This is a genomic window from Candidatus Thorarchaeota archaeon, assembly GCA_013388835.1.
Classification (GTDB): domain Archaea; phylum Asgardarchaeota; class Thorarchaeia; order Thorarchaeales; family Thorarchaeaceae; genus JACAEL01.
Genome location: JACAEL010000038.1, coordinates 66,411 through 88,606 on the forward strand (window position 1 = coordinate 66,411; position 22,196 = coordinate 88,606).

Here is a 22,196-nt window from a genome sequence, read left to right on the forward strand (position 1 = left end):
TTCACCTGCAGCGTACCGCAAAGATGATTAGGTTTACTCGTGGTCGGCGCCCACAACGTGACAGACTATGGTCGATAGTATAGCAGTCATTGGTTGCGGGGCTGCAGGAGCCACAGCAGCGATGCAGGCTCGTAAACAGAACAGGTCGGTCTCCATCTGGATATTCGATGTAGAACGCCACTCGCAGTACTCCAGATGCGGCCTTCCCTATACGATATCCGGGAAGGTTGCCAAGTTCGAGGACGTTGTGCTGACCCCTCCTGAGAGCTGGGAGGGGCTGAAGATAACCGCTCACCTCGGGGTCAAGGTGACGGAAATAGACCATAGTGCTCACTCACTCACGGCAGAGGGGGTGGGCGGGTCTGTCACAGTCAACTACGACGCACTGATATTCGCAACCGGCTCATACAACGTGACTCCGCCGGTGAAGGGCCTTGACAAGAAGCACATCTACGGTCTACGAACGCTCGACGATGCCAAGGCGCTCTCTAAGGAAGCGGAGAAGGCCAAGGATGTAGTGGTGATAGGCGGTGGGCTGATTGGAATGGAGACCGCCGAAGCACTGCATGAACGAGGACTGCGTGTTACAGTTGTCGAGTTCCTTCCCTATGTCCTACCCGCAATGGTCGATGCCGACATGGGTGAGATCATTCAAGAGCACTGCAGGTCACACGGGTTGCAGATTCTTGTCAACACCGCCGCGCTGGAAGTTGTCGGCAACGAGCGTCCTGAATCAGTCATAGTGAAGGACAGAGCCACAGAAGCCACATCGTCGATACCAGCCGATGTGGTTGTTGTCGCGACAGGTGTACGTGCCAACACCGCGCTTGCCGAGCAAATTGGCGTGAAGGTGGGACCCACCCGGGGAATCATCGTCAACGACCGAATGGAGACCAATCTGCCCAACGTGTACGCCTGTGGGGACTGTGCAGAGCATGTGGACTTCGTGACCAAGAAGCCAGCGGCTGCAGGACTTGGTACTGTTGCAGTGAGACAAGGGCGTGTCGCAGGAATAAACGCAGCAGGAGGGGATGTACGGTTCCCGGGCATTGTGGGTGCGAAGGTGACGAAGCTGTTTGGGCTGGAGATAGCCAGCACCGGCATCACGGAGGAACTCGCCAAGCGTTACGAACTGTCGGTCGTGAAGGGGTCAGTGAGAGGGCTGACCAAGCCGCCCTACTACACAGGTGGCAAGGAACTGAAAGTGAAGACCTACTTCGACAGAGACTCCGGTCGTCTAGTCGGCGGGCAGCTAGTCGGGGTTGAGGACGCAGCCATGAGGCTGAACGTGCTGACCATGGGCATACAGAGGGGCGTCGATGCTGCTGGCCTATTTGACTTTGAGAACTGCTATGCTCCAGCGGTGTGTGACACATGGGACCCACTGGTGACGTCAGCAGACGCGGCGCGCAAACGACTGAAGACCTGAAGTGTCGGTGGACCATCGTGCTATTACAAGCATCGCATGGTGATCTGGCCGTCAGTCTTCGGTTCGGGGCATGGAAGAGTGTCCATTCTCGTCACGACAGTGTGGTCTGCGTAGGACCTTGAATCAATCATGCCAGACTATCCGGAAATGGACTTCAATGCGTGCTCAACAGAACTGAGCTGTGTCGGCGATGACGTGACTATGACGACTCGCCGTACGCTGGTCTCCCCGGACGAGTGGTGTCGCAACGCTCTGACAATCTCATCAGCCACTTCCCAGCTGGGCACTCGTGCGACCTCGAGACCCAAGGTGTAGAGGCCCACTTCCTCTATCTGCGCCCTCTTGGCCAGCGTGAGTGTGTTTCGGATTGCACGGTATATGGTCTTCCTCCGGTCCGGGCTCTCGACTGAGACCGGAGGCCAGTACTCGACGCGCTCTGTTACACTCGTCTCCACATCATTGCCGACGCAAAGCCGTAGAGCACCATCACCGCCGTGATTGGACCTGCGTGGCGTCCCTTTGGGGTGTCTCTCCTTCGACTTGAGCACGAGGCCCATGCCTGACCCATTGTAAGGGCCAAGGTGAAGACACACTCTGACCTTGCCGACTGTCCACTCGGTCACTTCCTCTTTCCTCGTATCTCTTCTACGACTGAGGAGAGGACCTTCTCAAGTTCTTCGTTGTAGCCGACAAGAATCACCTGCTCAACAGAGCCACCCGTCCCCTCGAAGTCCTCCACAGCCTCCAATATCGCTCTAGCCGACTCAGTGGGGGTCAGGCCACCCACTCCCGCCCCAATCGCGGGAAACGCAATTCTCCTCAGATTCCTGCCGGACGCGATTGTCAGGGCATGTCGTGCAGAGTCTCTGACGTGCTTGTATTCCGCAGGTCTTCCCGGGGCCATCCCCGCGCAGTGTATCACGTACTTCGCCTTCAGACGACCAGCGCCAGTTATGACTGCTTCTCCCGGCCGTATTGGCCCCTTTGCCATGGCCTCGTTCTCTATCTCGACTCCGCCTCTTCGCTTGATCGCTCCAGCAACGCCTGAGCCCATCCACAGGTCAGAGTTCGCAGCATTGACTATTGCATCAACGTCCAAGTCCGTGATGTCGCCGTGCGTTGTCACAATGCCTACTCTCTTGCTCGGCACAAGTCATCCCTCACAGTGTGATATGTACAAACACACAAAAAAAGTCTGTCCTCTTCGCCGGACGCTCCCGCGAATGGTCCGAAGGTATCAAGGCCGGACTAGGGCCGACAGATAAGCACTCCCGGCATCCATGTTCCTGCAAGTGAGATGAGACCACAACGGCTCCTAGCGCATGAGGTACGACTCGTACGACACAGCCTCAAACTTGCGAGGGCTTTTATCTGTCTGTACGCTTCATACTTTGGATTCCGAACACGAACGAGCGCACACTACCAACAGCACTACTGCTGTTCATTCTGATTTCGCCGTTGTTCGCCTGCCTGCAGTGTGCAGCAGCACCGAACAGTGTGACAGTAATCTCCGACGTTCTCGGACAGCAAGCAACTCTTTCTGAAGTCATGCCCAAGACCGTCAGAGTTGCAGTCTATGACGAGAGGAACTATACACTGCCGTCCTATGTGTCGGCGGCACTTGTATCCGTCAACGGAACAGTCATGGCGGCCTTCCTGTCCAGCCGTGGCTTCGATGTCACTCTTGTTGATGCCTCGGACATCACGTCACATGTCCTTAGCACCGCACGCTTCGATGTACTGGTTCTGCCTGACAACCTTCCGAGGGAGAACATAACCAATCAGGTCAAGGAGTTCTGGATTGGTGGCGGTGGCGTACTTAGCGTGGATAGCAGTATCGCATATCTGGGTTATGCGGGAATGCTACCGGCCGAGTCGGAAGGCGATGACGGGTATGGTGTCTATTGGGGATATGTGATAAGCGAAGTGCAGCAGGTCGCAGCCCTGCATCCGACCACCAAGAGCTACGACATTGGGGATAACCTCAACTCGACACAGCTCGACTGGGCCACATTTTACTGGACCACTCTGAGTGGAGTGGCAGACGCAGCATTCATGACGAAGATACTGTACGCTACCGGTCACACTGACTGGGCCACGGGTGTTGCCTATGATCCGAGTGAGAGAGGAGGAAAGGTCGTGCAGCTGCCCGGCTATGGGGATTCCATTGCTCCGGACCTTGCAGACTTGATTGCGGACTCCGTGACCTGGCTGGCACCTGTACCCAAGGCGCGTGTGGTCTTCGACATGAGCCATCAACCACGGAGGAGCATTGACTTGTGGGACGAACTCTCGGCCTTTCCGAACTCCTACACGGATCTGCGCAATATGCTTGTGTCCATGAGATTCACAGTTGACAAGCTGTATCCGTCATCCTCAGGGAATCTCACTCAGAACAACCTTGCTCCCTACAACATTCTGATTCTGGTGACGCCGGACTACAACTACACCCCTGCTGAGACGTCCGCTGTGTCAGCATGGGTGAACGCCGGTGGCTCCCTGTGGGTGTTCGGTGAGAATCCGGGACTCTCCAACTTCAAGATGCTGGACGACCAGCTGAACCACATGATGCAGGGAATGGGTGTCCAGATATGGCTCGATGGCGGATCCTCCACCGATGTCACCTACACAGCCAAGTCCCATATCATCAACGAGAATATCGGAGACTTGTTCTCGACAGCCAAGGGATTCCTCAACCTGACCGGAACAGCTCAGGCACTGTGGTATCAAGGACCCGATGTGATTGCAGCTGTCAATCAGGTCGGGAAGGGAAGACTCTTCGCCTTTGCTGACATCAACTGGGCACAAGACGCTACGATAGCATCGAGCGATAACGAGGACTTCGCCCGCAATGTCGCGGGCTGGCTGAGTGCCGCGGAGTCACAGATTCTCCTCTTCACAGATGAAACGTATAGTGTGAACAAATACAGGACGCCTGTGGCCTTGGCTCTCAACGAACTAAAGCTGAATTACCAACTGGTGACAGTGGCGAGCACGATGAACCTTACGCTGGTTCAGGACACGTACGAGTTAGTGATTGTGGACTCGCCCTCTGGCACAATACATCACACTGTCTTGACCAGTCTGGCCACCTACGTCAAGGGGGGTGGTCGGCTTCTAATGTCCTACTACCGTGCTTATGACGTGGCGGACCACCAACTATGGCCTCTGCTTGGTTTCCTGCCACTTACCCCCTTCAGTACTCACGATCCGTTCTACATGTGGGACCCCAATCATCCCGTGTTCAACCATCCCGTGGACTACGGCGCAACCCAGTTTGACAGTAGTAACATATATGCGGTAGAGGGCTGCATGCTACACCTGTTTGACAACGCAACCCTTTTGCAGGTCACAGTTCTCTGCCCAGTACGAACCAGTCTCTCGTCGCCGAGCGAGCTGACCATCAGACACTGTACATCAGCTGGCTGATTGACTCTTCCACGACTGACAAGGACAATTCCGCCTTCGCTGACAACTTCGAGTTGTGGTTGAACCTCGTAGCATACATGATGCGGCCAACCATCGATTCACCCTCCGACGTCCAGTACCAGGTCGGCGCGACCGGTAACTCCATTGTCTGGCATCCGAGGAGCTACGCGCCTGACTCCTATTCGATAACGAGGAATGCGACCAGCGCTGCATCAGGAGCATGGACTGGGACTGATGTGGTAATCAGCATCGACGGACTGGCAGTAGGCCACTATGTCTACCTCATCACTGTTGTCGACTGGGCGGGTCATACGGCGACAGACACTGTAGTGGTCACAGTGACAGCCGTACCTAGCTGGATTCCGGGTATTGATAATATGACCCTGCTGATCATTGCGGCAGCGGCCGGACTCCTAATCGTGGGTGCTGTTGTGTGCCGGAAACGTGGTGGGAGCGCACCGCCGCCCAAGAAGACCAAGTCCAAATAGCTTCACCTGGCGGGTCCGCAAGGACTCGCCTTCTCTCTTTCTTCTCGTGGTTATCGACGAGTTGCCCGCAGACTGCTCACTTGACACATGTGGTTCGTCCGCCGGCATCCGAATCGATGATATACAGCGATGCAATCGAAACGTTTTTGGTCGGCGCTCTTTCAAGCGCGGGCTGCTTTGAACGACCTCGCAGAATCAGAGATTGCGGCTCTCAAACGGAGGTATGGAGTACCGGTACGCCGCAGTTTCAGGGCAGACTTCTTGGAGTTCGAGTGCAACCTAGTCAGACAGAGCACTTGCAAGGGTCGCAATCACGACATCACCTGCTTCATTGAGGCAGCTGATGGCTATGTCGTCATACAGAAGCACGCATATGCCAACACGGGGATCTATCGTGCACCTTCAGGAGGTGCCAACGTCGGAGAGGACTTGGAGACTGCGGCCAAGCGTGAGATGCACGAGGAGACAGGTCTTGATATAGAGCTGGTGCGGTTTGTCCTAGACGTCACGCTGGACATCCGTTGTCAAGACGGTGCGATACACTGGCGTTCACTTGTCTTCCTTGCCAGAAAGGTCTCGGGCGAGATGACCCCACTTGATACACATGAGGTCTACGACATCGCGGTGATGACACATGACCAGCTGCTGAACGAAGTCAATCCTCTGATGGAAGCAACAGGTTGGGGAGGATTCCGGTATCGTGCCTTCCTCACCCGTGAGTTCTTCAAGTCGCTTGACAGACACAAGAGGCTTTTGAATGAGGAGCCGAACAAGGACTGAACAGTACCGGAATTGCCGCCTCTTGTGCGCAATGGCTTAATGTCACTTGAATCGTTGTTCAGTTGATGGGGTCACTTCAAGTCGGAATTGCGTACTCATGATCCATACTCACATTCGGTGGTCAGTCTTGATGCCGCATTGTGGATGGAGGACACGTTGAATCAGCTCGAAATGACGAACTGTGGTAACCGTCAACGGACAGCTCACGGTCAGTACGCCGGAGTCCTATGCAGGAGCTGTGACCTTCCAAGGAAAGGGACTTGAATCCTCATTTCCGTCTCCAGTTGAAGCATCGGATTACCTCAGTTTCGCCGTCTGTATGTCAAGGGCCACATGGCCACACACAGAGGAGGCCTTAGAATGCCAGTGATTCGGACCAACGTTGCGATCATTGACGGGACCACGGAAGCGCATCCTTTTTCTGCATATGTGCAAAACACACTGCAGCCACTTGAATGGCAACATGGAAACTGAAGACATGAAGAGCACTCATCGTGTTGTTGTACCAAACACTAGTGATTCTGCTGTTCCTGCCAGTGGTGTCAGCGATACCGACGTCTCAGGGACTTGAGTGGGGCGTCAGGCTGGGTTCTAGAGCAGACTACACACTGAGCAGCAACTGGCCGGGACTGGTAATGAACGAGAATATCTACATGAACGTCACAGCCATGCCCGGGGCTGCAATGCCGGACCCGGTGACGACATGGCTATCCATACCTGACCCCTCCATAGACTTCTGGTGGGCAAACGGCACCAATATGGGACTGACGGCCTTGCTGTTCATACCGATATATGCAGTCGGCGGCCAGTTCGTGGCGCCTATCGGAAACTGGACCCTGCTCCAGATCTTGCTGGCAACGGCGTTGACAGGTGAAACATTCTCTTCTACCAGCAGCCTCTGGCAGGTTGAGTACAAGATCAACATCAACGCCACAGCGGAGTATCGGATCACACTTGCATACTCGAAGACTGACGGCTTCTTCTCGGTCTACAAGTATGAAACATGGAACACTGTGACCAGCACTCTTGTCCACCACATTCACGCGACCAGGACAGGCATGACTACAACCTTCGACATTGTCGGATTCCTGAAGGACAACATGCTTCTAGTCGGCGCGGCTGTGGTCGTGATAGTCATTCTTGGAGTAGTATGCGCTAAGAGAAAGTAGTGATTCAAACCAAGGAGGGGGAATCCCCTCCAACCATGTTCTTCCGTCTCAACTCGAAACTATGACTCCAGTTCGGAGTGTCCGTTTCTCTGTGCTGCGCCTGGTCTGACTATGACAGGGAGCGACTGACAAGTCTGTGTTCTGGGGTCGGCAGCAGCTGCCCAGAAGTTGGACGGTCTTGGTTAGACATCGCTGCGTGGTGCATGTATGCCTCCGTGCAGGAACGGAGAGCTCGAGGTTGGTTCGACACCTCATGAGACCTCTTCTCGAGGAGTGACCCTTCCCAGTGCCGTGTCCTGGTTGTGTGCAAATCCTGAAGGTCCATGGGATTGCACTCGAATGCGGGTGCAAGCCCTCCTGAGACGACAGGACGAGGCGTCGACCTGTTGACGGCCTCTGTGGATCAGTTGAACAATGTGTCCAGTTGGATGCGACAGACCGATTGTGTTCAGACTGATATCACGTAAGATAGGTGCCAGAAGAATAAACAGAGATGAGAGCGGAGTTCGCGCCGCTCTCCGTCACTATTCGAATGCACTACAAGTCTATGGTGATGCCGAGTTTCTGGACGAGCTCCTTGTAGCGGTTCCGGACTGTGACCTCGGTGACACCTGCCGCGAGAGCGATGTCTCTCTGGGTGACACGACAGTCGGTGAGTATTGACGCGATGTAGATGGCCGCCGCAGCCAGTCCCCTTGGGTCTCTACCTGTGACAAGGGTCCTCTTGCGTTTGGCCTCCTCCAAGATCTCAAGCACCTTCTGTTGGACTTTGCCAGGCAGTTTCAGCTGTGTGATGAATCTCGGAACGTAGTTTGCCGGGTCAGAAATGGGCATCCTCAGCTTCAGCTTCTCCACAAGAAGACGGTAGTGCTGACCAATCTTCTTCTTAGACACTCGTGAGTGGCGGGCAATCTCCTCAAGAGACCTCGGTGCCTCTCTGAGCCTGCAGGCCGCGTAGATGGAAGCGCCAACCATTGCATCTATGGACCTGCTGCGTGCAAGTCTGCGTACGATGAGTTTCCTGTAGAGAAGCGCTGCCAGCTCCTTGATTCCCTTTGTGAGACCCAGCTGTGAAGCCAGTCTGTCGAGCTCTGACATGGCCTGCGCCAGGTTCCGGTCCACTGAACTGTGCACACGGGTCCTAATCTGCCACTTCCGTAGCCGATAGATCTCGGACCTCTTCTTGGCAGAGAACCGCCTTCCGCTGGAGTCGTAGTCGCGCCAGTCGATGGCCGTTGAGAGACCCTTGTCATGCATGGAGTAGTTTGTTGGAGCTCCAGCACGGGATCTTGCATCCTTCTCGTCAGAGGTGAAGGCTCTCCATTCAGGACCGGTGTCAATCCTGTGGTCACTGACCACGAGACCACACGTTGCACAGGTTTTCTCCCCCTTCTCCAAGTTCTGGACTATGTCAGTACCGCCACACTCGGGACACACAAACCCGGTCTCGCCTGACATGTCGTCGGCTCTGTCTAACTGCCTTCTTGCTCTGTCAGACCTTGCTGCCATCTTCTTCACCTTTGGTTTTGCTCGGCGCGAACCCTCTCTCATCTGGAACCCTCTGTATTGCCTAACCAGTGGCGCGAAAACGAAACCAGATGGTTCAGACCCCGGACAGGTTCAGCAAGCCTTATATATACATCATCCGCATCTACGTATTTAAACTTTGGGGTAGCATCACTACCGTCTATTATCCCCCCTAGTGCTTATCTCCCCCAAGTCTGTAACACACCGCTGGGATATAAGCATTCCGAAGACGTGTCGGCTATACAAAGCGTATGCGAATCAGGCCAACCACGGCCACATAGATTTAGGCAGACCTAAACCTCTATAAGCGAGACTGACAGCCGGGGCCTGACAGACCATGATGAGTCGCAGCATCGAGGACTATCTGCGAGTGATTCACAGCTTCCACGAGATGGGAGTCGCAGCAAAGACGACGGACCTCGCGGAGAAGTTGAGAGTCACCCCACCCAGCGTGACCGAGATGATCAAGAGAATGGCAGAGGAGGGGCTGGTCGACTACCAACCCTACAAGGGAGTCACTCTGACGGCCAAGGGATTGGTGTATGCGGAGAAGATAGTACGGAAACATAGGCTGCTTGAACGCTTTCTGCATGATGTACTTGGTCTCAAGAGGGAGAGAGTGCATGAAGAGGCCTGCGAACTTGAACACAGTCTCTCCGATGAAGTAGCAGACGCCATGTGCAAGAGCATGGATCAGCCGGAGCTGTGCCCCGACGATGACAAGCCCATACCTCCGTGCGTGCTAGATGTGGAGGACTGCAGTGGCTGCGCAGAGGCACATGGCAGACCGGGGAGTGGCTCGAAGCTTGTGACCCGCCTATCAAGTCTGAGAACCGGACACAAGGCCATCGTGTTGTTCATTCAGAAGGGTTCCACCGCCACCAGACGATTATTGGAAATGGGGCTTACACCCGGGACAGGTATCGAGATTCTTGCAGCGGCTCCGCTCAACGGCCCGATTCAGGTCAAGGTGCGAAACTCGAGTGTCGCGGTTGGGCGGGGACTTGCCTCCGCTGTGGTCGTGGAGGTCCTAGACGAGGAGGTCGTCCATCAGGTAACCAAGTCTGGCAGGCACAAGGAACGCCGTCACCGAGGGAAGGCAGCATGACCGAGGCAACCATCCGTGTCGCATTGGTAGGTAATGCCAACGTTGGCAAGAGTGTCGTATTCAATGCTCTGACAGGCCTTCACCAGCATGTCAGCAACTGGCCCGGCAAGACAATTGAGAGAGCGGAGGGAACGCTCCACTATCGTGGACGAACAATCGACATCATAGACCTCCCCGGCACCTACAGTCTGACGCAGTATTCCGGAGAGGAGTCTGTCACTCGGGAGTACATAGAGTCCAAGGAGGCTGACGTGCTAGTCAACGTAATAGATGCGGGTGCTATGGAAAGAAACCTGTACCTCACTCTGCAGTTGCTGGAGATGCGCCCAAAGATGGTCGTTGCGCTCAACCAAGTTGACATGGCCGAGAGCCGCGGGATAAGGGCAAGCCCCGGCAGACTGTCCACCGCAATCGGTGTTCCTGTGGTGGCCACTGTTGCGACAAGTGAGATTGGCCTGACCACCCTAATGGATGAAGTAATCCGACGGTCAGGCACGGACGCGAATGCACCCACAGTCATCAAGTACAGCACGGGGATAGAGACTAGGATTTGTGAGCTGGAGTCAGCCCTCTCAGGACTCGAACTTGACCATCCTCTGAGGTACGTAGCCATACGTCTGCTGGAGGAGGACCAGAAGACCAGTGCAAAGCTCTACGCCATGCGACCCACACTCAGAACGACTGTTGACCGACTTAGAAAGGAGATTGAGGAGAGATACACTCAGGATGCGACGACCGTGCTGGCCTCGGAGAGGTACGCAATAGCCGCCAGGGTGGCTTCGATGGCCACAGAGCCGTGTACTCCCAAACGGTCACTCCTTCAGCACTTTGACAGAGTTGCGCTCAATCCGATACTGGGTTACCTGCTCATGCTGGTACTGCTGGGTGGCATGTTCTACGGAGTGTTCCAACTGGGGCACATCCTCAGCGGCTTGATTGATGATGGGTTCTCTGCATTGAGGTCCTCATACGATGCGGCTTTTCCCGGAGAGCTGTCGGCATTCATCTGGAGCGCGCTCATTGAGGGCGTTGTTGCCGGAGTCACTGTTGCCCTTCCTTACATACTGCCCATGTACATCGCGCTCTCACTTCTTGAAGACACGGGGTATCTGGCCAGAATAGCATTCTTGATGGACTCGGTGATGCATAAGATTGGATTTCATGGAAAGGGATTCATTCCGCTCATCGTTGGATTTGGATGCAATGTCCCAGCCTGCATGGGATGCAGAGTGCTAGAGACCCAGCGCGAACGCCTCATCTGTGGCTTTGCCGCCAGCCTGGTACCCTGTACCGCGAGAAGCATCGTCATACTGGGCCTTGTGGCTGCGTACGTTGGTTTCCACTGGGCCGTGATACTCTATGTGCTTGACTTCATTATCCTGTTCGTCCTGACCCGTGGTGCGTTCAGGCTGCTTCCGGGAGAACCCAAAGGACTGATCATGGACATGCCCTGCTATCGTAGGCCTTCGCCGTCTACAGTGGGGAAGAAGGCATGGACGAACATACGTGAGTTCGTCTACGTTGCATTTCCAATCATCATTGCGGGTAACCTTCTCCTTCAGCTGTCATCAGCAGTGGGTCTTCTGGATGTTGTGGGGTTGTATATGAGCCCGGTGATAGTCTTCTGGTTGGGGCTCCCAACGGTAGCAGGGATTGTTCTGCTCTTCGGTGTCCTGAGGAAGGAGTTGACACTGATCATGCTGGCTGCCCTTCTCGGCACGACCAACTTCGCATTGGTACTCACTCCTGGGCAGATGATTGTATTCGCATTCGTCGTCATGCTCTACGTACCGTGCCTCGCTACAATAGCCACGCTTGTGAAGGAATTCGGGTATCGGCGGGCGGCTCAGATAACCGTGGTCGAGGTCATCACAGCAGTAGTTCTCGGTGGTGTTCTACTCCGACTGCTACCACTGATTGGCATCTACTAGACTGACCGCAATCGTTACATATCCTGCTGCAAGAGCACTAGTGGGGAATCAAATGTCCTATCACAGAACGCCACTGAACTATGGCAGTACGGTCGTAGACGAGTTCATTCCAAAGTCAATGAAGCGAGTCAAAGTGCTAAAGGTCAAGGAGTACAAGCCGGACTTCAAGGACTTTGCAAAGAAACTGGATGAGGTGCTTGCCAGACCAGTTGGCTCCAAGCCATTCGATCAGATTCTCAGAGAGAAGTACACGAAAGGCAAGAAGATAGTCATCCTTGTTGATGACAACACGAGACCCAACATACACACCAGGGCCATTCTGCCTCTTTTGACGAAACGGATGATGTCTCTGGGTGTGAGCAAGGACGACATCCGCATAATGATAGCGAGCGGGTCTCACGGTCGAGTGAAGCCGGAGGCCATCGAGAAGAAGGTCCTGCGAGAGCTGTATGGCGAATGGAAGGACCAAGTGCTTACGCATGACAGCGATTCGGGCAACAGAGCGATGGGAAAGACATCTCGCGGCACGCCTATACTGATTGACGAGCAGGTCCTTGACTCCTGTCTGGTCATTGCACTCAGCGACAGCGAGTATCACTACTTTGCCGGGCAGGCAGGGACTGTGAAGCTGTTCTGTCCCGGTGTGGCTGGCAGAGAGACCATCCGAATCAACCATCCACGTATGTTTGACCTCGAGAAGGGCTTTGTTGATGGTTGCAGACTTGGCAACACTGCTGACAACCCCGTCATACAGGACATGATTGAGATAGTGCAGATAATGCAGAAGCACCTGACGATCTTCTGCATCGACACAATCATCGACCACGGTGAGATAGTCTATGTACAGGCAGGAGACATCATCGAGTGCCACAAGGCTGCCTCTGCACCGCTTCGAAAACTGCGCGTGGCTGATGTTGACACACCTGCCGATATCGTCTTCGTATCAGTAGGGGAGCTGGGCATCAACCTCTATCAGGCCGGAAAGGGCGTACACGCGGCATGGAACGCGGTCAGGCACGACCAGAAGGGATGGATAGTCTTACTCGCCCCATGTGAAGAGGGGATAGGCAGTGCCGCCTACGAAGAGGCGATGCTTGCGGTAAAGGGCAAGTCTGTCAAGGAGGCGCTCAAGTACGTCATTCAGACGTACTGCTCCGAGAAGACATTCAAGATTGGGAACCAGAAGCCGCCAGACCTCTTCAGGATTCTATTGGATGTGAGAGAAGGCGACATAAAGGTCGTGACCATGCTGAAGCCGGATGTGATGCGTGACGTCTATCGGATGGAAGCGATAAACCCTGCGAGCCCTGCGGACGTCAGACAGGCACTCAGAGACCTTATCGAGAGGTGGAAGCGGGAGCATCCTGACAACACCGACCCGGTCATCTATGTGCTACCTGACTCTGGACTGTTGATTCAGGTCCACAAGCCCAGGAAGTAAGAGGAGAGGAGGCAAGTCCTCCTCTCAGTCCTCTTTGTGTCCAATGGTCTACTCAATCTTCCAGGTGGGTCCGTCCTTGGTGTCGACCACCGAGACACCCAGCTCACCCAGCCTGGTCCGGATTCGGTCAGCAGTTGCGTAGTCTTTGTTCTTCCTGCTGACCTCTCTCAGTTCAAGCAACAGCTCCACAGCACCCTTGAGCACCTCAGATGATTTGGACGTGATGACGCTGGTCTCTTGTGCATCCAGCCTGATACCGAGCACACCAAGAAGCTCGGTGAAGACGGCAAGGGCCTCTCGCAATATGGCTGCCCTCCCCGCCTTCGGCGCGTGCGTGTTGACAGACTTGATGAATGTGAACACCTCTGCCAGAGCACCTGGTGTGTTGAAGTCGTCGTCCATCTCACGTACAAATCCCTCTCTCAGTCTCCTGATGGACTCAGCAAGAGCCTTGTCTGATGACGAGGGCTTGACGTCACCCCTTTCAACAATGGTCAACCGGCTCTTGATTGTCTCCGCAGCATTTCGAATCCGCTCAAGTGTCTGCACGGCCTGCTTCAGAGCCCCGGTGTTGTAGTCGAGAGGTTGTCTGTAATGTGCAGACACGAGGAAGTACCGGACTGCCTGGTGGTCGAAGTTGTCCAGCACCTCTCTGGCTGTCATGAAGTTCCCAAGAGACTTGGACATCTTCTCTGAGTTGATGGTGAGGAACGCATTGTGCAACCAGTACTTGACCGGGGTCCCCACCCCATAGGCAGCTGAGGTCTGGGCCAGCTCATTCTCATGGTGCGGGAAGATGAGGTCTTGACCGCCACCATGGATGTCAAACGGTACTCCGAGGTACTTTGCACCCATCACTGAGCACTCGATATGCCAGCCCGGTCGGCCCCTTCCCCATGGGCTGTCCCACGAGGGCTCTCCAGGCTTTTCCGCCTTCCACAGAGCAAAGTCCTTCGGGTCAGACTTCTTCTCCTCAACTTCGACTCGGGCGCCTGCCTCCAGGTCTTCAAGAGATGTCTTTGAGAGCGTGCCGTACGTGGGCGACTCACTCACATCAAAGTAGACGTTTCCATCGACCACATAGGCCTTTCCCGCATCTATGATTCTCTGAATCATGGCAATCATCTCCTCGATGTGCTCGGTCGCACGCGGGTTGAGGGTGGCCGGCTTGAGGTTGAGCTGAGCTGCGACTGCAAAGTACTCGGCTATGAATCTCGCAGCAAGCTCTCCAAGTGAAACGCCCTCCTCGTTTGCCCGCCTGATCATCTTGTCGTCGACATCTGTGAGGTTCACAAGGTAGTCCACTCTGTAGCCGCGAAACTCTAGGTACCTGCGTACGGTGTCGAATGCCACGAACGAACGTGCGTTCCCTATGTGCGGATAGTCGTACACAGTAGGACCACAGACATAGATGCGTACCCTATTCCCGTCAAGTGGTTCGAAATCCTCCTTTGTCCGACTCAATGTGTTGTAGACTCTGATCATGCTAGGTGGACCCGGCAGGATGGCGGTCGAATCAACATAAAAAGGCGTTTGCAATACTTGCCCGAAAGTCCGGCTCGAAAATCACACCGTCTGCATTCGGAAGAAGACTGTCAGTCACGGCGTCTATGTCTGCGAACCATGAAGCTGTCACAATGTGCTGTACTGCCGTGCGAGTGTGCCTCACCGGGAACGGCTGGCCCCTCTACACCATCCGTGACTCACACGCACTTCGCCAGTGGCCGCATCACTGTAGACCAGCAGTTCAACCGTGCTCACGGTCACAATGTGTGCAACGGCGTGTGGGTGGGCGGACTCTGACCGTCTCAGCCTGCTGCCCCCCTGCGGGGTCCGGGCCTCTTTCAGCACCGCATGAGAACCTAGAAATACCACCTAGATTGATGAACCGAAACACAGGTCATTCGAGAGGCTCCTTGGGGGTCAATTCGGTTGAGTCAAGACAAACGGAGTATCCTTGCCCAAGTTGATGTGCTCGAACGGGAGGAGCAGTACCACAAGGCGGAGGCACTGCTGCGAAACAACGTGGCATCACTCGCTTCTGACCATGAGCTGGGTCTCAGATACGCCCTCATCTTGGTCAAGCTGGGTCGGGACAGAGACGCGGAGCGCACGCTGCGACAACTGCTCTCACAACACCCCGACGACACGGCGACCCTGATTGCACTTGGGCGTCTACTTGACAACAGTCTCAGGACCAAGGAGGCTGAGACTCTGTACAGGAGTTTCATGGAGAAACACCCCGACAGTCACGAAGTCATGGACGAGCTGTGTCAGCTTCTTGTCTCCGAGGACAGGAAGGATGAGGCGCTCGAGTCTGCCCGCAGGCACGCCATGATCTACTCGACCGATTATCATGCATACGACGCACTCAGGCATGTCCTCATGGAGTGTTCCGAAGACTGCCAGGAGGCTCTCGATGACGAGGATGACAAAGAGACCGCGCTTGAAATGGCAGCCTCAAACCTCCTGGAGCAGCTTCGTGTATTAGGAGAAGTCAAGTCTGCTGTCGAACATGCCCCACCAGACCCTGCGGTCAGACAGGAACTGGAGGAGGAGGCCAGACGCCTTCTGGGGGAGGCTGAAGACCTTGAGCGATGGAGCAAATGGAACAAGGTCCGACTGCCACGTGGGTTCAAGACCGAGGTAGCCCGTGTGACAGGACTGGTCCTAAGCAAGTGACCATGAGCCTATTGCCACTGGTAACCGGAGACACGTATCTCATCAGGCAGTGCATCCCGGGTAATGAAGACGAGGTCTTGACCACCCTCCGCGCCGAGCCAGATGTGCAGACCTGACTTTGCAAGTGCCTGAAGCATTGCGATTCGTCCCTCTTCAGGGAGACCCATCACTTTCAGCAGGCTGTTCAGGTTGACAACTCTGTCGAGGTTCTTCTCTGCTGACGCTAGTATCCTCTCTGCAGAACCTGGCTGCTTTGCCAGCACGTCCGTGTCCCGTAGAACCGCTTTCACTCTCAATCTGAAGCCGCCTCCTGAGTCCCTGACAATGTTGCATTGAAAAACCCAGCGCATCGTCGTGAGCTCTTGCCTGCCTCATGAGACATAGATGACCTTCGAAATGGGCCAGTGACCTATGACTGCCTGCTGCACATACTGTGCGGGAAGAGGCGAGATTGAGCTATCTCACCACTGTTGTTCAGAGGCGGTGGGACTGGCTGGCAGATGCAATGTGGATTCGGAGCAACTCTTGCCGACATGCTTTTAATGTGTGGTTCTAGTGTGAGTGTAACGGCAAGCAGCCGGGAGAAACACAGGCCCGTCTGGCGGAGTAGCTTACGCGACAGACTGCAGATCTGTTCTACAGGGGTGCAATTCCCCTGGCGGGCTCCACATCCTATTGTCACCTGTTTCTGTGCGAGTAGTCCTCTTGCTGAGAAGACAATCGTGTCAGGACGCGTCTTCAGATGAAACTCGAGTGAAACCGTTCAGTTGATATTCCATGGGGACAGATGCTTGACCTAAGTGGATTGCTCTCTCGAAATGGGTGAGTAACACTCGAGGTGAAATGCCGGACCTGACTCACACATTCGTGCTCAAGAGAGGAGTTGCATTATTGAACACCGAGACCCGACTGTCACCTGCCCAGCTCGCACTGTTTGCTATCCGACATACCCAGTCAGCAGCTATGATAGACAACCTTTCAGATGTGCTCGCTCTCAGGACGGGGATGGACGCTGCGAGAATAGCCGCACTAACGTGGCTGGCGGGCCAAGCTGTCGGGAGTGACCCAGTCGATCTCTTCGACAAGACGCGTCCTTTCTCCCATCTCTCATATCACGCCGAGAGAGTAGGGGTTTCTCGAGACGCAGTGCTAGGACGAGCAAGGCACATACTTGAGCTCGGTATTCCACCATGTGTTCCGCACTCCTTCTCTGGATTAGACTTCTTGGACTCCATGAGCCAGGTTCACTCCATCGGAAGTCACTTCTTCCTTCCCCTTGATAGAAAGGCCTCGTCAAGACACCTTCTCGGGATGTACTACACGCCATGGCCTGTAGCTAGATACATCGCCGAGCTGACGCTAGGACCTCCCCTGGACGCACTGAAGAGACAGTACGCTGGGGACACAGAGGAATTCAGAAGACTTGTGAAGTCGGTCAGTGTGTTGGACCCAGCATGCGGTCCCGGTGTCTTTCTCTTCGCGTCACTATGTGCTATTGCCCATAGACTGGAGGCTGGGCTTCAAGACTCGCTCATCCCATCAGTGGCAGAGAACCTCTATGGTGTCGACATCGACACTTCGGCTCTGGAGATTGCCGACTTTGGACTGAGTCTCCTTGCCGGTACCGTGGCTGAGAGACCATCGAGAAGCATCAGAAGAAGCCTGAAGACCGGCGATGCACTCGTATCCATGTCAGGCAGTTGTCGGACTGGCGACCACATCTCCATCAGCGACCCTGAGAAACCGAGGCCCTTTGATTGGTTGGCGGCGTTTCCAGAGGTACTTGCAGGTTCAGACAGAGGGTTCGACTTCGTTGTGATGAATCCGCCATTTGACAGGATTCGACCGAACCTGCTGGAGTACATGCGTGAGAGGCTCTCCTACGGTGAGCGGAGCATAAGACTGGACGCGTTCGAGGCGGCAAGACAGCGGATGCGAGAGCGCGCAGCATACTTCAGGCAATGCACCGACTATGAGTTCTCCGCTACCAGCACCATCGACAGCCACAGACTCTTTGTTGAACGGGCGCTGTCCTTCCTTAGAGATGGTGGTAGACTCGGTGCCGTCGTCCCGTCAACCATTCTTGGAGACCGGTCAGCGCGGCTGCTGCGCTCCCACCTCATCGAATCCAACCGGTTGGAGACCGTTGATATCTTTCCGGAAGGTGCGCGCCTATTCCCAAGAGTCACTCAGTCTGTGGCCATTCTGACAGTGACAAAGGGGGGAAGCACAGAGACCGCGTCCGTCTCACCACCACTGATGGCCTTGCCCGCGGTCACAGACATTCAACGAATTCCAGTCTCAATTGCAGAGGTCCGAAGTGTGTTGGGTCATGACCTACCCATATGTCCATTGTCGCATCAAGACCTACGAGTCCTTAGAGTGATGCAGTCGTTTCCTGCACTGGACGCTCTGCCTTGGCTAACAGTCAGACGTGGTGAACTTGACCTTACACTCGACCGCACACTCATAACAACCGACCGGACCCTCTGTCCTCTTGTCCGTGGGGCAAGAATCCGCCGCTTCACACTGGATGTGGATTACATGTCGGAGTTCGTCAGTCTCGAACGACTTGCCACCGTCAGACGCAAGTCATCACGAACTCACCATGTCTTGTCCACCAGACTGGCATGTCAACAGGTGTCAAACAGAGCTCAGAGATGGCGACTCAAGTTCGCACCAGTGCCTCCGCGACATGTACTGGCAAACTCGTGCAACTATGTCTATGTTGATGCTGCACTCCCGGGCCTTGAGTACTTCATGCTGGGTCTCCTGAACTCCACACTCCTCAATTGGCGGTTCTCGCTTACAAGCACAAACAACCATGTATCGAATCATGAGTTGAAAACCATGCGAGTGTTTGACGCCATGACAGCGGGACGGGACACCGATGGGTGGATTCGGTTGGTGATAAGAGCCGCAGAACGAGCCTCCTCAGGTCGGTTCGACTCACTTGCCGAACTCGATGCTGCTGTGTTCCGACTCCACGGCCTCGACGCAACAGACGCGAGGTACATTCTGCATTCTGTAGGGGCTGATGAATACGAGACAGAGCAGGTCATCGTTAATACCAGGTCCTGACACCAAAAGTTTTCTGCGAGTCAGAGCCTGCGTAGGTCACAGGTTAGAGCGATTTGACCACACTTCTCGATGCTGCTGCTCAGGAGTCGTTTGGCAAGTCGACACTCTATGACCACATTGCACCGACTCTCAGCAGACTGGACATGGAGATAATCCGGAGCATTCCTGAAGGAGGCAATTGGCAAGACATCCCGCTGGAGGTGGCGAGCAAGTCGGTTCGGATAATGCGTATTCGTGCATCCGGAGGCAGGACCACTTACTATGGTAGACTCAGGAGAGATGCTCCCAGTCCGACGGTAAACACGTTCTTTCACAGGCCCGGCAATGGTTCGTTCGTGCATCCTGTGCAAGACCGGATGATCTCCCTTCGGGAGGCAGCACGTCTCCAGTCATTCCCCGACTCATTCAGATTCGTCGGCCCTCGCTCATCCGTCTACAGACAGATTGGCAATGCCGTGCCGCCGCTTCTCGCCTATGCTCTCGGCCGTTGCGTCCACAAGAGCCGCGTTGTGGACATGTTCTGCGGCGCGGGAGGCCTGTCTCAAGGCTTGAAGATGGCGGGCCATTCAGTTGTAGCCGCCTTTGACAGAGAACGGCACATGTGTTCGACCTTCAGACTCAATCACCCCGACGCACTTGTCAGAGAGGTCGCTGTCAGTAGTCTGTGTCTGCCAAGCATCGTGGAGGACATCGAGTCCGTTCTCCGAGGCCGTACACTTGGCCTGCTGGCCGGTGGCCCTCCATGCCAAGGCTTCTCCACAGCTGGAAGGATGGACAAGACTGACCCGCGCAACTCCCTTGTGTTCTCAATGACCGACCTTGTGAGAGAGCTGCAGCCTGAGGCCGTGCTCATCGAGAACGTCCTTGGTCTGCGGTCCTTCAGAGGAGGCGACACAATTGCTGACTTGACAGGTCGACTGAATGAGCTGGGATATGAGACTGAGACGATGGTGCTCAAGGCGGAACAGTATGGTGTGCCGCAACGTAGAAGGCGAGTCTTCTTGGTTGCCAGCCGTGACGGTGAGAGACCAGAAGCTCCACGGACCATTCTGCCGGAGTATGCGCGGACTCGCAGATCGGGGAGTCGGTCAGCCAGTCACGCTGAAAGTGCGCCCATCACGGTGGAGGCAGCGATAGGAGACCTACCCGCGATACCATCTGGTGGCGGAGACCAAGTGATGACATATAGACCCGAGTGGACACGGACCGACTATCAACGGTATAGCAGAGGAACGCTTGACTCTGGCAGCTTCTTGGACCGTCTGTCACGTGTTAACACCTGACATTTTATTAGCCAATTCTGCCCTTTTACCATGCTCCCGATGAGGTGAGTCTAATCTGATAGGGACCGTCATGCTCTTGGACGTGCGGGGACCAAAGACCTTGGCCTCGCTCAAGTTCACGACCACTACGGTGAGTGAGGACCTGCTCGAAGAGATTCTGGGCAGGTATTATGAGCTGGCAGGCGTAGACGCAGTCAACTCCGTGGTCCCAGTCAGCCTCCATCAGAAGACCTGCTATATCTGTCGCACTACCGACACTAGTGTGTTGGTCGCAGTGTGTGACTCAAACCATGTGAGTCCTCTCGATCTTGAGAGGCTGACATCGCTGTGCAATGAGCTACAGAGGACCCTGCCCATTCGCCAACGGGGTGAGATTCGTTCCGACTTTGTACTGGCGGCTCGACGTCATCTGCAGAAGAGCCTGAAGGTGTGCTTTGTCGCGCAGTCGGATCCGTTGCATCACAACACCACCATAGCAGCAGTCGAACAGGTCTTCGCGAACTGCTCGGATGAGATGAGTCCTTTCACGAAACCAATCTCCATTGGTCCCCTCCTGGTCGAGGCGGCCCGATGCAACACCGAGGACTTGGCCACAGGGCTCTGGCCCGTGCACCTGAATGACGTCAACATCCTTGCCATTGTGGTGGACTCTGGTCTTTCAGCAGAGTACTATGCGAGTGTGGCAAGTGTCATTCATGACAACTCCCAAGCCCACATTGTTGCGCTGCCAGCTTCAGAAGAAGACCTCGACTTCACAGAGGAGATTGCTGAATCCAACGCTATCGGTTTCGTCGATGCGGTACCGACGGTGGCTTCGGACCTGTTCTTCTCCACGCTTGCCGCCTCTGGACAGATGGATATGGAGCTGGACGAGGCAAAAGACCAATGGGTGTTCGACGAAGCAATCAATCAGTACGTGACTCGTGATCAGGTCCCTTCAAAGCCCTTGGGTCATCAGGCATTCTTCGTCGTGGACAGGACAAATGGCGAACCGGTCTTCTCTTACTACTACGAGCACAAGTCGGTCGTCCTGGAGAGGGCACCCAATGTCGTTGCCGCCATATCGATGTTTACTGTCGAGAGCGACGGGGACCACAAGACCTCGGTGTTCAGAGCAGGCGACTTGGACTATGTGCTCATCGAACGAGAGAACCTGATCTTCACGCTGGTCACGGGCAGTCAGTACAATGTCGAGCAACTGCGCGAGAGATTCTCATTTCTTCCCGAACTGTACTTGGACGAGCGCCCTGAAGTTGTATCGCGCCCTGACGACCCATATTCCTCACCAGCCTTCACGCTCAAGCTACTCGCGACTCTGCCCGGTGAGCAGCTCTGTGACAGGCATGTGCCCTACAAGATAAAGGCGCCAGACTGGGAGAGGTTTGAGTCGGCGATGGTAGCAGACTTCCTCGAGGCAGTTTGGGACAGCATTGATAACCAGTCCAAGTTGTCTAGGTACGTGCAAGAGCAGGCGGGGCCTCAGATGACATTGGGTGCGCTCCAATTCCTGAAATCGCTGTCTGCTATCGGATTCAGACTGGACCTAGAAGCAACAGATGTGCCACGGATGATTAGTCCTCCAAGTGAGGATCTACTCAAAACCTACTCTGAGCTCAACGAGATTGTGAGCCTCGCTGACGGGATGCTCACAATAGAGGAGATTGGCGCAATGACAGGAGTGTCAACCGACGTGCTTCTGCATGTCTTCTCGGAGCTCTACAAGAGAGGCTCAGTGAGTCTTGAATCCACGAGCAGTACTGACGGACTAAGTTGATATTCGAACGAGAATCACTACTCAGTCGCGAACAAGACCACGACGCCCTCACAAGTGTGACGGGGGCCATCATC

At 55.0% G+C, this 22,196-nt stretch carries 17 protein-coding genes; 12 read left to right on the plus strand and 5 right to left on the minus strand.

Annotation, left to right across the window (positions count from 1 at the left end):
• Window positions 1–67: 67 nt before the first annotated feature.
• The gene (locus HXY34_07040; protein NWF95883.1) at window positions 68–1,429 is read left to right on the plus strand and encodes an FAD-dependent oxidoreductase; all 1,362 of its coding nucleotides are present in this window, start codon (window positions 68–70) and stop codon (window positions 1,427–1,429) included.
• A gap of 137 nt (window positions 1,430–1,566) precedes the next feature.
• On the opposite strand, the gene HXY34_07045 is transcribed toward HXY34_07040, so the two are convergent.
• Together HXY34_07045 and HXY34_07050 are read right to left on the minus strand one after the other, a co-directional pair.
• A complete protein-coding gene (locus HXY34_07045; protein ID NWF95884.1) occupies window positions 1,567–2,052 on the minus strand; it encodes a hypothetical protein in 486 nt (161 codons plus the stop codon).
• Window positions 2,049–2,579, minus strand: coding sequence for a macro domain-containing protein (locus HXY34_07050; protein NWF95885.1), 531 nt, complete (start codon window positions 2,577–2,579; stop codon window positions 2,049–2,051). Before HXY34_07050 ends, HXY34_07045 begins: the two co-directional genes overlap by 4 nt.
• A gap of 398 nt (window positions 2,580–2,977) precedes the next feature.
• Here HXY34_07050 and HXY34_07055 point away from each other — a divergent pair, with 398 nt between their 5' ends.
• From HXY34_07055 to HXY34_07070, 4 genes are all read left to right on the plus strand, one after another.
• Window positions 2,978–4,858 (plus strand): hypothetical protein, encoded by a 1,881-nt coding sequence (locus tag HXY34_07055; protein ID NWF95886.1) that lies wholly within the window; start codon window positions 2,978–2,980, stop codon window positions 4,856–4,858.
• A gap of 59 nt (window positions 4,859–4,917) precedes the next feature.
• Window positions 4,918–5,346, plus strand: coding sequence for a hypothetical protein (locus tag HXY34_07060; GenBank protein ID NWF95887.1), 429 nt, complete (start codon window positions 4,918–4,920; stop codon window positions 5,344–5,346).
• A 129-nt stretch (window positions 5,347–5,475) separates the two neighbouring features.
• Window positions 5,476–6,126: an NUDIX hydrolase gene (locus tag HXY34_07065; protein ID NWF95888.1), complete on the plus strand. Its 651-nt coding sequence runs from the start codon at window positions 5,476–5,478 to the stop codon at window positions 6,124–6,126.
• A 497-nt stretch (window positions 6,127–6,623) separates the two neighbouring features.
• Window positions 6,624–7,295 (plus strand): hypothetical protein, encoded by a 672-nt coding sequence (locus HXY34_07070; protein ID NWF95889.1) that lies wholly within the window; start codon window positions 6,624–6,626, stop codon window positions 7,293–7,295.
• 537 nt (window positions 7,296–7,832) lie between these two features.
• On the opposite strand, the gene HXY34_07075 is transcribed toward HXY34_07070, so the two are convergent.
• Window positions 7,833–8,846 carry a transcription initiation factor IIB gene (locus HXY34_07075; GenBank protein ID NWF95890.1) on the minus strand — a complete coding sequence of 338 codons (1,014 nt, stop codon included), beginning with the start codon at window positions 8,844–8,846 and terminating at the stop codon, window positions 7,833–7,835.
• A 316-nt stretch (window positions 8,847–9,162) separates the two neighbouring features.
• Here HXY34_07075 and HXY34_07080 point away from each other — a divergent pair, with 316 nt between their 5' ends.
• From HXY34_07080 to HXY34_07090, 3 genes are read left to right on the plus strand one after another with little or no spacing between them, the layout of a single operon-like run.
• Window positions 9,163–9,930 carry a metal-dependent transcriptional regulator gene (locus HXY34_07080; GenBank protein ID NWF95891.1) on the plus strand — a complete coding sequence of 256 codons (768 nt, stop codon included), beginning with the start codon at window positions 9,163–9,165 and terminating at the stop codon, window positions 9,928–9,930.
• Window positions 9,927–11,861 carry a ferrous iron transport protein B gene (gene feoB, locus HXY34_07085; GenBank protein ID NWF95892.1) on the plus strand — a complete coding sequence of 645 codons (1,935 nt, stop codon included), beginning with the start codon at window positions 9,927–9,929 and terminating at the stop codon, window positions 11,859–11,861. The genes HXY34_07080 and feoB overlap by 4 nt, the downstream gene beginning before the upstream one ends.
• Before the next feature lie 52 nt (window positions 11,862–11,913).
• Window positions 11,914–13,302, plus strand: coding sequence for a DUF2088 domain-containing protein (locus HXY34_07090; GenBank protein NWF95893.1), 1,389 nt, complete (start codon window positions 11,914–11,916; stop codon window positions 13,300–13,302).
• Window positions 13,303–13,350: 48 nt separating this feature from the next.
• Here HXY34_07090 and HXY34_07095 read toward each other — a convergent pair whose 3' ends face one another.
• Window positions 13,351–14,784 carry a cysteine--tRNA ligase gene (locus HXY34_07095; GenBank protein NWF95894.1) on the minus strand — a complete coding sequence of 478 codons (1,434 nt, stop codon included), beginning with the start codon at window positions 14,782–14,784 and terminating at the stop codon, window positions 13,351–13,353.
• A gap of 450 nt (window positions 14,785–15,234) precedes the next feature.
• Here HXY34_07095 and HXY34_07100 point away from each other — a divergent pair, with 450 nt between their 5' ends.
• Entirely contained in the window at window positions 15,235–15,984 is a 750-nt protein-coding gene (locus tag HXY34_07100) for a tetratricopeptide repeat protein (protein ID NWF95895.1), read from the plus strand.
• An 8-nt stretch (window positions 15,985–15,992) separates the two neighbouring features.
• Here the strand turns inward: HXY34_07100 and HXY34_07105 are convergent, their stop codons facing one another.
• Window positions 15,993–16,280, minus strand: a complete 288-nt coding sequence (locus HXY34_07105) for a hypothetical protein (GenBank protein NWF95896.1) — start codon at window positions 16,278–16,280, stop codon at window positions 15,993–15,995.
• A 547-nt stretch (window positions 16,281–16,827) separates the two neighbouring features.
• Between HXY34_07105 and HXY34_07110 the strand changes: the two genes are divergently transcribed.
• The 3 genes from HXY34_07110 to HXY34_07120 all read left to right on the plus strand — a co-directional run bounded on the left by HXY34_07110 (window position 16,828) and on the right by HXY34_07120 (window position 22,122).
• The gene (locus HXY34_07110) at window positions 16,828–19,065 is read left to right on the plus strand and encodes an N-6 DNA methylase (protein ID NWF95897.1); all 2,238 of its coding nucleotides are present in this window, start codon (window positions 16,828–16,830) and stop codon (window positions 19,063–19,065) included.
• A gap of 53 nt (window positions 19,066–19,118) precedes the next feature.
• On the plus strand, window positions 19,119–20,348 hold the full coding sequence (locus tag HXY34_07115) for a DNA cytosine methyltransferase (GenBank protein NWF95898.1): 1,230 nt from the start codon (window positions 19,119–19,121) through the stop codon (window positions 20,346–20,348).
• A 70-nt stretch (window positions 20,349–20,418) separates the two neighbouring features.
• On the plus strand, window positions 20,419–22,122 hold the full coding sequence (locus HXY34_07120) for a hypothetical protein (GenBank protein ID NWF95899.1): 1,704 nt from the start codon (window positions 20,419–20,421) through the stop codon (window positions 22,120–22,122).
• Window positions 22,123–22,196 lie beyond the last annotated feature (74 nt).

Bases quoted from the DNA above. Each gene is read 5' to 3' on its own strand.
- HXY34_07120 (NWF95899.1), top strand. From the start codon at position 20,419: ATGCTCTTGGACGTGCGGGGACCAAAGACCTTGGCCTCGCTCAAGTTC.
- HXY34_07065 (NWF95888.1), top strand. From the start codon at position 5,476: ATGCAATCGAAACGTTTTTGGTCGGCGCTCTTTCAAGCGCGGGCTGCT.
- HXY34_07110 (NWF95897.1), top strand. From the start codon at position 16,828: ATGCCGGACCTGACTCACACATTCGTGCTCAAGAGAGGAGTTGCATTA.
- HXY34_07090 (NWF95893.1), top strand. From the start codon at position 11,914: ATGTCCTATCACAGAACGCCACTGAACTATGGCAGTACGGTCGTAGAC.
- HXY34_07040 (NWF95883.1), top strand. From the start codon at position 68: ATGGTCGATAGTATAGCAGTCATTGGTTGCGGGGCTGCAGGAGCCACA.
- HXY34_07055 (NWF95886.1), top strand. From the start codon at position 2,978: ATGCCCAAGACCGTCAGAGTTGCAGTCTATGACGAGAGGAACTATACA.
- HXY34_07080 (NWF95891.1), top strand. From the start codon at position 9,163: ATGAGTCGCAGCATCGAGGACTATCTGCGAGTGATTCACAGCTTCCAC.
- HXY34_07075 (NWF95890.1), bottom strand. From the start codon at position 8,846: ATGAGAGAGGGTTCGCGCCGAGCAAAACCAAAGGTGAAGAAGATGGCA.
- feoB (NWF95892.1), top strand. From the start codon at position 9,927: ATGACCGAGGCAACCATCCGTGTCGCATTGGTAGGTAATGCCAACGTT.